10 protein-coding genes and 1 riboswitch are annotated in these 13,186 nt (G+C 58.1%); of the genes, 4 read left to right on the plus strand and 6 right to left on the minus strand.

Annotated elements, in window-relative coordinates:
- Window positions 1-18 precede the first annotated feature (18 nt).
- The 6 genes from D6C00_RS06320 to thiC form a co-directional block, all read right to left on the minus strand.
- A complete protein-coding gene (locus D6C00_RS06320) occupies window positions 19-1,086 on the minus strand; it encodes a thiamine-phosphate kinase (protein WP_125180941.1) in 1,068 nt (355 codons plus the stop codon).
- 2 nt (window positions 1,087-1,088) lie between these two features.
- Window positions 1,089-2,213, minus strand: coding sequence for a DNA methyltransferase (locus tag D6C00_RS06325; protein ID WP_158675333.1), 1,125 nt, complete (start codon window positions 2,211-2,213; stop codon window positions 1,089-1,091).
- Window positions 2,200-3,429, minus strand: coding sequence for an HD domain-containing protein (locus D6C00_RS06330; protein WP_158675334.1), 1,230 nt, complete (start codon window positions 3,427-3,429; stop codon window positions 2,200-2,202). The genes D6C00_RS06325 and D6C00_RS06330 overlap by 14 nt, the downstream gene beginning before the upstream one ends.
- A 62-nt stretch (window positions 3,430-3,491) precedes the next feature.
- The gene (locus D6C00_RS06335; RefSeq protein ID WP_125180944.1) at window positions 3,492-4,673 is read right to left on the minus strand and encodes a hypothetical protein; all 1,182 of its coding nucleotides are present in this window, start codon (window positions 4,671-4,673) and stop codon (window positions 3,492-3,494) included.
- A gap of 16 nt (window positions 4,674-4,689) precedes the next feature.
- Entirely contained in the window at window positions 4,690-5,337 is a 648-nt protein-coding gene (locus tag D6C00_RS06340; protein ID WP_125180945.1) for a hypothetical protein, read from the minus strand.
- 124 nt (window positions 5,338-5,461) lie between these two features.
- A complete protein-coding gene (gene thiC, locus D6C00_RS06345) occupies window positions 5,462-7,351 on the minus strand; it encodes a phosphomethylpyrimidine synthase ThiC (RefSeq protein ID WP_125180946.1) in 1,890 nt (629 codons plus the stop codon).
- A 77-nt stretch (window positions 7,352-7,428) separates the two neighbouring features.
- Window positions 7,429-7,522: riboswitch (TPP riboswitch) on the minus strand.
- Between the two features lie 554 nt (window positions 7,523-8,076).
- Between thiC and D6C00_RS06350 the strand changes: the two genes are divergently transcribed.
- The 4 genes from D6C00_RS06350 (at window position 8,077) to D6C00_RS06365 (ending at window position 13,183) form a co-directional block, all read left to right on the plus strand.
- A complete protein-coding gene (locus D6C00_RS06350; protein ID WP_125180947.1) occupies window positions 8,077-10,374 on the plus strand; it encodes a TonB-dependent receptor plug domain-containing protein in 2,298 nt (765 codons plus the stop codon).
- 110 nt (window positions 10,375-10,484) lie between these two features.
- Complete coding sequence (locus D6C00_RS06355) at window positions 10,485-11,162, plus strand: protein-L-isoaspartate O-methyltransferase family protein (protein WP_125180948.1); 678 nt, start codon at window positions 10,485-10,487, stop codon at window positions 11,160-11,162.
- Window positions 11,163-11,305: 143 nt separating this feature from the next.
- Window positions 11,306-11,629, plus strand: a complete 324-nt coding sequence (locus tag D6C00_RS06360) for a rhodanese-like domain-containing protein (protein ID WP_125180949.1) — start codon at window positions 11,306-11,308, stop codon at window positions 11,627-11,629.
- A gap of 243 nt (window positions 11,630-11,872) precedes the next feature.
- On the plus strand, window positions 11,873-13,183 hold the full coding sequence (locus D6C00_RS06365; protein WP_125180950.1) for a TolC family outer membrane protein: 1,311 nt from the start codon (window positions 11,873-11,875) through the stop codon (window positions 13,181-13,183).
- Window positions 13,184-13,186 lie beyond the last annotated feature (3 nt).

The following is a 13,186-nucleotide window of genomic DNA, read 5'->3' on the forward strand; positions in this document are numbered from 1 at the left end:
TACTCCCCTTTAATCCCTTTACTCTTTCTGCTTTGCACGGGTTTTACCCCCTTTCGGCAAGTACGCATTTGACAGCATTTCTATATAGCCTTGTATACCCATAGAAAACCAAGAGTCGGTGACAAAACGCTCCGAATCAATTCTCGGTGAATCAGCCATCTCACCACCATGTGTGAGCTTCGTACCGGATAAATCTCGTCTGAATTCTCCACACACACAAATATCTGTATCTTCCGAAGCCGCAATATCTACCAATTGCGTTAGCTTGTCCGGACTAACGGCGGCGACAATGTTCCAATCACCCCACCCCAACCATAATCTGTGGTAATGCATTGAAACGATTTCCTTAACGTCATCATACCCCTTGGGTTTATGTAAGCGTTCAAGATCTATCAATGCGCCCAATCCATTTGAATTGCATAGTTGGCTGACAGATGGCAGTAAGCCGTCACTATTATCCATCGCTCCTGACAGTAAATTGGCGTTAGCAAGCGCCCTCATCACTCTCCCTTCCGACCTTGGCGCAAAAAGAGGTGATGCCATTTTATCTAGAATTTCGCCTCCGTTCGCACATATCATCGCGTCCATCCAAAATCGACCACCTTCTCCAATGACAACAAGCTTATCTCCATCAGAAATTCCTTGGCGCCCCAAGACTGACCCTGGACGTCTAGCGCCTATTGCAACCCCCACCGCTGACAGTGCTTTACCCTCTCTTAAATTCCCTCCTGCGTACGCCAACCCTTCGATTTTACACGAGTCTTTAATCCCCATGAGAAAACGCTCAAAGTCGTCCAGCGAGTAATCTGATGGCGCCTCGGCCGCCACGAACAATGCTAAAGGATCTGCACCACTAGCCGCCAAATCAGACGCGTTAATCACGGTGAGCAACCAGCCTTTCCAATAGGGGTCGCTATCACCTGCAATCACTTCGGCCGCAGCAGGAGGAACCGGGTCGGTCGTGACAACAATCTGTTCAGCTTCACGCTCTAAAACCGCACAGTCGTCACCGATAGTCGCTTCCACATATTTCGCAACAATGTCGCTAATTAGATTTCGTTCGCCTAAATCACTGAGCTTTGTCATAGCTACTTCCTAGCAATTATTACTGATTCTTCTCTAAGACTTGGATGTTGACGACGCTGAACAGGCACCTGCCTCTCTTTTTCGACGAGCACCTCAAAGCCAATATCGCAAATCACCGATGTTAGCTCATCAACAACACTCTGCCTATGGGATGACTCGCCTATTATAAGCGCAAGGTACCCATCGCCTCTCAACAGCCTGTAAACCTCTCGGAAAACTCGTACCATCTCGAAAAGATAATCGGAAACTGCTGACTTTCTATGCCTCTTACTTCTTGCCCCGATTTCTCTCAGCCTAAATTCCTCTATGTCCATATCGAACCACTCTAATGACAGTCTTTGGGCTTTTATATAGTCGCAGACGCCAAAATACGGCGGCGACGTGATGACCAAGTCTATCGAATTGCTGCACAGCTTTTCCATGGCATCAGCCGCATCATCTTGTATGACATCCGCCTGCGGTAATGGAAACTCAACGCCCTTCCCTAAAAACTCGTCTCTATCTATATAAGCAGCGACATAGGCATCTACCGCCTGCATGTAAAGATCAACCGCGTCTATACGCCGCACAGCCTTCGGCTGAGTGTTGTCGCACACATACCCCCAATGCCTATCTTCATTGCACGCACCCAGGAGGATAGCGCTAAATGCCGCGCGCCATATGTCAGCATATTCCCCTCTACTAGCGCGCACTGCGTCCCACAATACAGCCAAGTCTCTCAGCGTACTCTCGGAGTACCATTTATTTTGTTGCACCCCCTGCGGAATCGCACTCATCGCCTCAGAGGCGTCCAGTGTTGCCAGCCTAATCTTCTTTAATGTATGCCGCTTCCATCGGCTGGCCGCGGCCGCAACCGTCATGCCATCGACCGGATGTAGCTTTGACTTTGCCACAAGTCCAGCAACTGGATTTATATCTATACCGGTTGCAATGCGCCCCAATCTTTGCGCTTCAACTATTGCCGTTCCGGACCCACAGAACGGATCTAGAACCGTATCACCCGGATCGGTCAACAAGCCTATTAAAGTCGCTGGTATTTGCGCAACGAACCTGCAGGGGTGCCAATGCACTTTTGAAAAAGACGAAGCACAATGGTCTCCTGAAAAATCCCAATCAATCTCCGTCAATCTCGTATTCAATACTGATTTGCTTACCGGCGTCATATTTATGCCCCAACAGATGCGCGTGCTGAACAAGCCCCATATCGCATCCCAACCAAATAAGTAGCTCATTAAGTATTGCTAGCACCCCGCTGCGCGAGACCCTACACTTATTTTGATCAAAAACGTACACAACGGTACTACGTGTTCTCTTACCGTGGCGCCAAATAGACCCCGTTTTCGGATCTACAAACTCTACCTCCTTCCCAAAAGCTCCGTTCTCCTGAAACACATAGCACAACGGCTTTCCTACTCCGTGCTGTGAAGCTATTCGATTAATCTCCTCTAGAAAATTATCGGTACCTTCCGACCAAATCTCGCGGAATGAAGCATTAAGCTGGACGGTAAGAACAGGAGCAGGGAGCCGCCCCAAATAGTGAAGTTTAATCAGGTCCTTTGTCTCACGCGACCCCAGTAGTCTCCGCAAGAGTTCCTCGTCAGTTAGAGCCCAGTCGTCTGCCGACAACACATCATTCCGCAAGGCTATCTTAATCGCTTTAGTGAGAACAGCCTGAGCAGAAACTGTTAGCTCATCAAATACCAATACCTCGTAGACGCTCTTACGAACCCCCGCCCATTCCTCGATCAGATCGACATTTCCCTCATCACAAACCAAATCACCTCTCGAGTTTACCGATATGCTAGCGGCAAGGTCCTTCGCTAAGCTGGCATAGTTTCCAAGCCCGAGAAACAGCGCCATCCTCACAACGTTATCAATGTTGTCAAAATCGAGCGATCCTAGGATTAATGAGCTAAGCGGATGTCTTCGCTCAATGATGGAACCTACGAGCATCAAGTCGATTCCAGCACCGTCAAGCACCTCAATTATTTTTAGCGTATTTCCTGCATATATTTGATGCCCCCTATTTTCTGCCACATGCCTTCCATGCAGTATGTCAGTTATTACGGATTCGTGGTCCCAGCCTTTTGCTTCCTTTAAAATGTACTCAAATAAATGGCCGAAAGGAGGGGTACCTATATCATGCAGTATTATCGCTGCCTGCAACGCATCAAGCTGGCCCCGTGAATACTCATTTTCAGGCCGGCGTTCCCATAAACACTCTAAACGCACAACACCCAAGGTATGCGAATACCGTCGAACCTCCCCAAGAGTTGCCAGAGTTGGAGAAATAGTATTCAAGAGACGTATCTGTGAAAGCCGCCTGAACTCGGGTGTAGCCACTAGCGCTGCAGCAGCAGGAGGAAGTACAAATCGGCCGTACAAAGGATCGAATACAAGCACAGCTAACGCCCAAGAATCCGGCTGGTCATCGCCTGCGGAGATTCAATCAATGGCATTATAAACAACGACGCCTTAACAAAGGCGTCTTCTACTGGACCAATGTTTATATTATATGCGGGAACTGCAATAATTATTATTACTAGCATAAGGTACGCTATCGCCATGAGGTAGCTACCAAGCTTATCCAGACCCTCGCGCTCTTTTCGTAGCTCATAGAGCGCCTGATTTAACTTATATCGAACACCTTTCTTATCTTTGCACCTCGCATATTGATCCAATGCTAGCGCCGCTAGCCCATGTTCCAACGCAGCAATGCGATCAGTCTCTCTCGGCCTATATGCGCCCCCATTTTTATCCAATAATTCCTCTAGCCGCTTGATCACCTCCTCGCCTTTTAGTCTATAGGAACCGGGAATACCCTCTTCACAGATCACAAGCGGAACAAAAAGAGCAACAGGGACGATAAAATACTCACGACTCCATTTATCATCCGATTCCTTATAGTCAAAAAAATACACATACTTATCCGAAAGCGATAGCGATCGATTTGCATAGCGCGCAACCTCCGATACCGTCCTTCGCGAGATCCCGCCACCTAGCACCAAAGAAAGCGCAGCAAAAACAACTGGCGCATACGGCCTATGCAGTTCAGGATGACGGAAATAGTAGCGCTCTAACTGTTTCGCTGCCCTCGTGAGCCACTCCCCATTCTGCCCACCCAACCCAAGCGCCACCAATGCAACAGAGCTGACCAACACCGATTCAGACTCATCATGATGCGCATCATTGAGCCAGTACGAACCCCAAAGCCCCGAAGCCAATTGTCGCTCAGAGATTCGTTCAAAAGCAGTTCCTGCGCCTTCATGCCCAAGCTTATTAAGGCCGAGATAAATGAACAATAAAGGTAAGTTTTGCGATAAATGCGCCAAATCATCTGGATTATCGCTATGGAGGTAACGATCTAATTTTTCGGCTACACTTCGTGACGTTACGTCTTTTGAATGACCTGCCAATGAGAGCACGATCGCACCTGATGATGTTCCATATCGCCCTACCTGCTGGTTGTGTCTTGAGCTATCAAGAAACTGCCCCCATCCGGATTCACCTTCATTGTACTCCCGCATAAATAGCTTATATATGTCATCAATATATGCATCTGGCTGTTTCACGGTTATGCTAGCCATTGGAGTCACTTCTTTCTTATCTATTGAATGCTTTTCGATGTCGCTGTGCGATTTCAGCTGCCACAACCAGATTAGGATGATCCCTCCAACTTGCCCGCTCCTCAGCATCAAGCGCGTCGGCTACAAATAGCCTTAATATCTGCCTCGGCATGTTATCAATTGGCCGAAATACATAGAATTCGTCGTTTTTAGGGGAAATCAGAAGATATTGCCCGAACTGCGCGGTACTCCGAATAGCCTCTTGAGGCGAAGGCGTATAGAAAGGCTCGCCAAGCATCTGCCGTGCCTCATCCACAATCGACGGTGCATTCGGGAACAGTAAAAAATGAGGATGATAACAATGACTAGATGCAGTGTGATTATGTGTCGTGCATATAGGCATTCGACCGTGCTCAGTGACGAGGCAGCTTCCATATATTTGCTCAAGCTCTCGCCTAACTCTCTGCATATAATCGAGGTAGTTTGCAAGAGCCTGATCAGATAACTGCATTATATTATCTATATGCTCTAAGGTTGATACGATACTGTATCCATCAACTATGGGGCCCAACCCAGCCATCGCAAAACTGCTATCATTTGAATCGAATATTAAATCATCTAAAGGATCACATAAGAAACAGTCGACTCGAGCCACTTCTCGCTTTTCTTCTTCGTGCTCACTCATATGCTAGCACTCCCCCTGCTGGCTACCATTGAATCGATGATAACGGGGAGAGGAGGAACTTACAAACGGAAATTCATTCGAACTCGGTTATCTCTTAATTCATGTTATTGAGAAGGTGTGAGCCTCAAGCCTTCCGATAAATCTCCGCCCCCTGCTTCCTGAACTCCACCGCCTTCTCCTCCAGCCCCTTCTCCAGGGCCTCGTCCTCGGAGATCCCCTGCTTCGCCGCATAGTCGCGCACGTCCTGGGTGATCTTCATGGAGCAGAAGTTCGGGCCGCACATGGAGCAGAAGTGCGCCACCTTGTGGGCCTCCTTGGGCATGGTCTGGTCGTGGTATTCGCGGGCGCGCTCGGGGTCGAGGCTGAGGTTGAACTGGTCCTCCCAGCGGAATTCGAACCTTGCCTTGGATAGCGCGTTGTCCTGCAGCTGGGCGCCGGGGAAGCCCTTGGCCAGATCGGCGCCATGGGCGGCGATCTTGTAGGTGATGATGCCGTCTCTGACGTCCTGCTTGTTGGGCAGTCCCAGGTGCTCCTTGGGGGTGACGTAGCAGAGCATGGCGGTGCCGTACCAGCCGATGTTGGCGGCGCCGATGCCGGAGGTGATGTGGTCGTAGGCCGGGGCGATGTCGGTGACCAGCGGGCCTAATGTATAGAAGGGGGCCTCGAAGCAGTCCTCGAGTTCCTTGTCCACGTTCTCCTTGACCTTGTGCAGCGGCACATGGCCGGGGCCTTCGATCATGACCTGGCAGTCGTGCTCCCAGGCCTTTTTGGTCAGCTCGCCCAGGGTTTCCAGTTCGGCGAACTGGGCGCGGTCGTTGGCGTCGGCGATGCAGCCGGGGCGCAGGCCGTCGCCCAGGCTGAAGGAGACGTCGTAGGCCTGCATGATCTCGCAGATCTCATCGAAGTGCGTGTACAGGAAGGACTCGCGGTGATGTGCCAGACACCACTTGGCCATGATGGAGCCGCCGCGGGACACGATGCCGGTCACGCGCTCGGCGGTCAGCGGCACATGGGCCAGGCGCACGCCGGCGTGGATGGTGAAGTAGTCCACACCCTGCTCGGCCTGCTCGATCAGGGTGTCGCGGAACATCTCCCAGGTCAGTTCCTCGGCTTTGCCGTCGACCTTCTCCAGCGCCTGGTAGATGGGCACGGTGCCGATGGGCATGGGGGCGTTGCGCAGGATCCACTCGCGGGTCTCGTGGATGTTCTTGCCGGTGGAGAGATCCATCAGGGTGTCGCCGCCCCATCGGGCCGACCACACCATCTTCTCCACTTCTTCTTCAATGGATGAAGTCACGGCGGAGTTGCCGATGTTGGTGTTGATCTTCACCCGGAAGTTGCGGCCGATGATCATCGGCTCCAGCTCGGGGTGATTGATGTTGGCCGGGATGATGGCGCGTCCCGCGGCCACCTCGCTGCGCACGAACTCAGGCGTGACTTCCTCGGGGATGTTCGCACCCCAGGACTCGCCGGCGTGCTGGCGCAGCAGTTTTGCATAGCGCGGATCGGCTTTCAGTTCCTGCAGCCGGCAGTTCTCGCGGATGGCGACGTACTCCATCTCGGGGGTGATGATGCCCTGCCGGGCATAGTGCATCTGGGTGACGTTCCGGCCGGCCTTGGCGCGGCGCGGGCTGTGGATGTGCTCGAAGCGCAGGTGGGCCAGCTCGGGGTCGGCCTGGCGCGCACGGCCGAACTCGGAGGTGGGGCCGTCGAGCTGTTCGGTGTCGTCGCGCTCCCCGATCCAGGCCTCGCGCAGGGCGGGCAGGCCCTGGAGCAGGTCGATCTTCGCCTCCGGGTCGGTGTAGGGGCCGGAGGTGTCGTAGACCGGGATGGGCGGATTCTCCTCCGGGGTGCCGGAGGTCAGGGTCGGGGTCTGCTCGATCTGGCGCAGCGGCACCCGGAGATCCGGGCGCGAGCCCTGGATGTAGAGCTTGCTGGAACTGGGAAACGGTCGGGTCACTTCCTCGGACAGGCGGGCCGTCTTCCTGACGAAATCTTCCGGGATGGCGCTCATGGTTGCTGCCTCGCTGGGTATCTGTGCATGTGATACGAGCGGCGGGGGAATGCGCGGGGACGGAAATCGAGGGGAGAAGCTTGCTGCGCTGGCTTTCCCTACGCCGGTACGAGCCGGGTCAGGTTCAAAGGGTCTGTCTCAGCCCCGCGCGGGGCACCCCTAGCCGAAAGGGTGAAGGTAGCGGAGGGCCGGGGGATTTGCAAGCAGATCACCCACATAGCAGGTGCGTCTTTCCACCCGCTCCGCGGCTGGGGCATTTGCCGCACCCAGTGGGCAAATACCCGGCTCACATCGGGCAGCGTCCGGACAAATCATTTCAAATACAGATATATAAAAAATGGCACGGCATTTGTAACCGGTGTCGGGATACGTCCGTCAGAGATAAGAGCCGGCGACCGTGAGCCTGAATCCAACGGGGCTGCGATCATGCACCCTGTTCATTCCATAACGAAACACTGAAACAGAACAAACAGCGCGAATGAAACGTTGCCCCCCCTGGTTGCTGGAATTCCGCCCGTGGCATGTATATTGCCGGCCTGTTGCAGTGAGAGCTGCGAAGGATATCGGCGTGCGGCAATGATGCAGTTATCGCCGGTCCCGGATGTCGCACGTGAAGAAAGCAGCCGACCCGAGCTTCGCCGGCACGGAGCGTGTACGCAGCACGCCCCGCATCGGCGACCTGTTTGAAAATCATGGTGCCTTGACACCTTTGCGGAGACGCCCAGATGTACAATAAGTTCACTGTTTCCTCACTCGCCTGCCAGATCAGCCTGGCGCTGGCCATTCCCGCTACCGCACTGGCGGAGCACGATCCCCTCGTCATCGATATCGTCAAGGAAGCCCCCGAATTCCCGGAGCCCTCAACCCTGAATCATTCCACCGTTGACTCGCAGCGCCTGCAGTCCCTGCCGGCTTCCAGCAGCGATTCGGCCCGCCTGTTCAAGCAGCTGCCCGGTGTCGAGCTGCAGGGGGCCGGCGGCGTATCCAGTCTGCCGTCCATCCACGGCCTGACCGATGACCGCGTACGCATCAAGGTCGACGGCATGGACCTGGTCTCCGCCTGCGGCAATCACATGAACCCGCCGCTGTCCTATATCGATCCCACCCGGATCGCCAGCGCCACGGTGTTCGCCGGCCTCACCCCGGTCAGTCTCGGCGGCGACAGCATCGGCGGCACCATCGTGGTGGAATCGGACGACCCCGTCTTTGCCGTGCCGGGCGAGGGCCTGATGACCACGGGCGAGATCGGCACCTTCTACCGCAGCAACGGCGATGCCCGCGGCGCCAATCTCGCCGCCACCCTGGCCAGCGAGAACGCCAGCCTGACCTACAACGGCTCCACCGCCAGGGCCAACAACTACGAGGCCGGCGACGACTTCAAGCCGGCGGGGCCAGCCGCCGCCGGCCGCGGCTTCCTGGATGGCGATGAGGTCGGCTCCACCTATTATGAAACCACCAACCAGTCACTGGCCCTGGCGCTGCGGCGCGACAATCACCTGGCCGAACTGACGGTGGCCACCCAGGACATCCCCAGGCAGGGCTTCCCCAACCAGCGCATGGACATGACCTCCAACGAAAGCACCCGCGTCAACCTGCGCTACGAGGGCCAGTACAACTGGGGCAAACTGGAAGCGAACGCCTACCGCGAACAGACCGATCACGAAATGGGCTTCGGCGAGGACAGGCTGTTCTGGTACGGCGCCAATGACGGCTCCATCCCCGACGGCGAGCCCTGCACCATCCAGGGCGGGCCGAACGGCTGCGCGGCCGGCATGCCGATGGAGACCGAGGGCGACAATCGCGGCCTGGTGCTCAGGGGCGACATCCCGCTCAACGGCCGCGACCTGCTGCGCGTCGGCGCCGAAATCCAGCAGTACCGCCTGGACGACTGGTGGGAGCCCTCCGGCAAGATCATGTTCCCGGACACCTTCTGGAACATCAACGACGGCGAACGCGACCGGCTGGCCACCTACGGCGAATGGGAGGCGCGCTGGAGCGAGCAGTGGCTGACCCAGCTGGGCCTGCGCTATGAGCGGGTATCCATGGATGCCGGCGAGGTCCAGGGCTACAACCCGATGTTCTCGCCGCAGGACGCGGCCGACTTCAATGCCGCCGACCGCAGCCGCAATGACGACAATGTGGATCTGACCGCCCTGGCGCGCTTCACCCCGGACGAGACCCTGACCCTGGAGTTCGGCTACGCCCGCAAGACCCGCTCGCCCAACCTGTACGAGCGCTATGCCTGGTCCACCCACGGCATGGCAATGCGCATGGTCAACCTGGCCGGCGACGGCAACGGCTATGTCGGCAACCTCGAGCTCGATCCCGAAGTGGCGCACACCCTCAGCGCGACCTTCGACTGGCACGATCCGACCGAACAGCGCTGGGGCCTGCAGGTCACGCCCTATGTGACCTATGTCGAGGATTACATCGACGCTGCGCGCTGCTCCTCGGCCACCACCCGCGACATGATGGGCACCGCCTGCACCGACGCCAACCTGGCGGTGACGGACGATTTCGTCTATCTGCAGTTCGTCAACCAGGATGCCCGCCTGTACGGCGTGGACATCTCCGCTCACGCGCCGCTGGCGGAGGACACCCGGCTGGGCGACTTCCATATCGATGGCGTACTCAGCTATGTGCGCGGCGAGAACCAGGACACTGACGACAACCTGTACAACATCATGCCGCTGAACCTGAAGCTGGCCATGACGCAGAACCTGGGCGCCTGGCGCAATACCGCCGAGCTGGAGCTGGTGGACGCCAAGTCTGAGGTCTCCGACACCCGCAACGAGGTCGAAACCGGCGGTTACGGCCTGCTGCATCTGCGCACCAGCTACACCTGGAAGCAGCTGCGCATCGAGGCGGGCGTGGAGAACGTCTTCGACCGCTTCTACCAGCATCCGCTGAGCGGCGCCTACCTCGGCCAGGGCAAGACCATGACGGCCGCCGGTGTGGCCTGGGGGACACCGGTTCCCGGCCCGGGGCGCAGCATCTACACGGCGCTCAACTTCAGGTTCTGAGTTCCATGCCCTGACGGGGGGCCGGGAGGGGGTGCGTGGCCGCCTTGCCTGCCCCCCGCAAACCCCGTAACCTAACCGGCTGAAGCGAATAATACGGGGATACCGGAAGCATGAGCGAACAGGCCGACACCGTCGATTTCGAACGCGCGCGCTACAACATGATCGAGCAGCAGATCCGCCCCTGGGAGGTGCTCGACCAGCGGGTGCTGGACGTGCTCATGCAGACCCCGCGCGAGGACTTCGTTCCCCCGCAGTACCGCTCCACGCTGGCCTTCTCCGACATCAGCCTGCCACTGGAACACGGCCAGGTGATGCTGCCGCCCAAGCTGGAGGGCCGGCTGCTGCAGTCGCTGGCCATCAGGCCCACCGACCGCATCCTGGAGGTCGGCACCGGCAGCGGCTATCTCACCGCCTGCCTGGCACGGCTCGGCCGCGAGGTGCTGAGCCTGGACCTGTACGCCGATTTCAAGTACGCCGCCGAACGCAAACTGGAACAGCACGGCATCACCAACGTGGAACTGCGCACCGATGACGCCGCTTCCGGCTGGGGGGCCGAGCAGAGCTTCGACGCCATCGCCGTGACCGGCTCGCTGCCGCTGCTGCACCGCGGCTTCCACAACGCCCTGGCCGTGGGCGGGCGGCTGTTCGTGATCGTCGGCAAGCCGCCGGTGATGGAGGCCATGCTGATCACCCGGGTCGCCGCCGACCAGTGGGCCGCCGAGAGCCTGTTCGACACCTCCGCCCCGCCGCTGGAAAACGCGCCCCGGATCGAGAATTTTGATTTCTAGACGAAGCCTGATTGATTCGTCATTGCGAGGCGCGCAGCGCCGCGGCAATCTTTAACCAACTGATTCTGCTGTACGAGATTGCTTCGCTACGCTCGCAATGACGGGAATAGCTGGATTGATTAGAGATTTTTCAAGGCCCTGACATGCGCCAGCTCACGGCTGCTGAAGTCAAAACCCATCTGGAACAGGCAGCGCCGCCGCCGCTGCTGCTGGACGTGCGCGAGCCCTGGGAATACGAGGTCTGCCGCATCGAGGGCTCGACCCTGATCCCGATGCGCCAGATCCCGCTCAAGGCCGAGACGCTGGACCCGGAACGCGAGACCATCGTGATCTGTCATCATGGCGTGCGCAGCTACAGCGTGGCGCGCTACCTGGAGGCCCAGCTCGGCTTCAGCAATGTCATCAACCTCAAGGGCGGAGTCGATGCCTGGGCCCGGGACGTGGATCCCGAGATGGCCACCTATTAGGATCGGGCGAAAACCTCGTCATTCCCGCGCAGGCGGGGATCCAGTGACCACGGCGGTATCTGGATTCCCGCCTGCGCGGGAATGACGATGGCGGTTTTGATCCCAGGCCCTGTGCAATCTGATCGGGTCGAGTCCTATTCGGCTGCCTGACCTCTGTCATTGCGGGCGCCGCGCGGCCAACCGATAATGGGCGGCACGCATGACCCGCACCGCCTACCTGACACCCCGGAACCGGATGAACGCATGAACGCAAAACGCACCCTGCTGGCAACCCTGATGGGCGGCCTGCTGGCCGGCCAACCGGCCCTGGCCCTGGATCTGCTCGGCGCCTACAGGATCGCCGCCGACAGCGACCCGACCCTGCGCGCCGCCGCCGCCAACCGCGACGCCCTGCTGGAAGCCGACGATCAGGCCCTGGCCCGGCTGCTGCCCAATGTCGGCATCAACGGCACCTACCAGCGCAATCGCTTCGACGACCGCAACACGGACCAGACCAGCTACTCGACCGACGAGGTCTACACCCTGTCGGCCACCCAGACCCTGTTCCGCTGGGACCAGTTCGTCGCCCTGGACCAGGCCGACAGCCTGGTCGCCCAGGCACTGGCAAACTACAGCGCCGCCGAGCAGGATCTGATCATCCGGCTGGCCGAGGGCTACTTCAACGTGCTGGCCGCACAGGACAATCTCAGCTTCGCCCGCGCCGAACTGGAGGCCATCGGCCGCCAGCTCGAACAGGCCAGGGAGCGCTTCGAGGTCGGCCTGATCGCCATCACCGACGTGCATGAGGCCCAGGCCCGCTATGACCTGGCAACAAGCCAGGAGATCGTGGCCGAAAACGAGCTGGACTCGGCCCGAGAGGCCCTGTACGAGATCACCGGCGAGCTGAACGAGCCGGTCAACCCGCTCAATGACCGCATGCAGCTGCTGTATCCCGAGCCGCGGGACACCGCCACCTGGGTGGACCGGGCGCTGGACAACAATCTCAACCTGGTCGCCCTGCAGGCCGCGGTCGAGGCCGCCCGCCAGGAGGTCAAGCGCCAGCGCGCCGGCCACTACCCCACCCTGGACGCCAGCGCTGCGCTCACCCGCCGCGACCAGAACTTCGGCGGCATCGCCGGCGTGAAACGCCACGACGCCAGTATCGGCCTGGAGTTGAACATTCCGCTGTTCCAGGGCGGTGCGGTCAACTCGCTCACCCGCGAGGCCCACTACCGCTTCATCGAAAGCCAGGAGCAGTTCGATCAGGTCCGCCGCCAGACCCAGCGCCAGACCCGCGACGCCTATCGCGGCGTGGCCAGCGGCATCGCCCAGGTCAGGGCCCTGGAACAGGCCCTGGTCTCGACCGAGACCGCCCTGGAGGCCGCCGAGACCGGCTTCGAGGTCGGCACCCGCACCATCGTCGATGTGCTGGACGCCCAGCGCGAACGCTTCCGCGCCCAGCGCGACCTGGCCCGGGCCCGCTACGACTATCTGCTGAGCACCCTGCGCCTGAAGCAGGCCGCCGGCAGCCTGGGCGTGGACGACCTGCAGGCCATCAACACCTGGTTCCAGTAGGCC

Source organism: Thiohalobacter thiocyanaticus (assembly GCF_003932505.1).
Lineage (GTDB): Bacteria > Pseudomonadota > Gammaproteobacteria > Thiohalobacterales > Thiohalobacteraceae > Thiohalobacter > Thiohalobacter thiocyanaticus.

Bases quoted from the DNA above. Each gene is read 5' to 3' on its own strand.
- D6C00_RS06320 (WP_125180941.1), bottom strand. From the start codon at position 1,086: ATGACAAAGCTCAGTGATTTAGGCGAACGAAATCTAATTAGCGACATT.
- D6C00_RS06335 (WP_125180944.1), bottom strand. From the start codon at position 4,673: ATGGCTAGCATAACCGTGAAACAGCCAGATGCATATATTGATGACATA.
- D6C00_RS06340 (WP_125180945.1), bottom strand. From the start codon at position 5,337: ATGAGTGAGCACGAAGAAGAAAAGCGAGAAGTGGCTCGAGTCGACTGT.
- thiC (WP_125180946.1), bottom strand. From the start codon at position 7,351: ATGAGCGCCATCCCGGAAGATTTCGTCAGGAAGACGGCCCGCCTGTCC.
- D6C00_RS06350 (WP_125180947.1), top strand. From the start codon at position 8,077: ATGTACAATAAGTTCACTGTTTCCTCACTCGCCTGCCAGATCAGCCTG.
- D6C00_RS06355 (WP_125180948.1), top strand. From the start codon at position 10,485: ATGAGCGAACAGGCCGACACCGTCGATTTCGAACGCGCGCGCTACAAC.
- D6C00_RS06360 (WP_125180949.1), top strand. From the start codon at position 11,306: ATGCGCCAGCTCACGGCTGCTGAAGTCAAAACCCATCTGGAACAGGCA.
- D6C00_RS06365 (WP_125180950.1), top strand. From the start codon at position 11,873: ATGAACGCAAAACGCACCCTGCTGGCAACCCTGATGGGCGGCCTGCTG.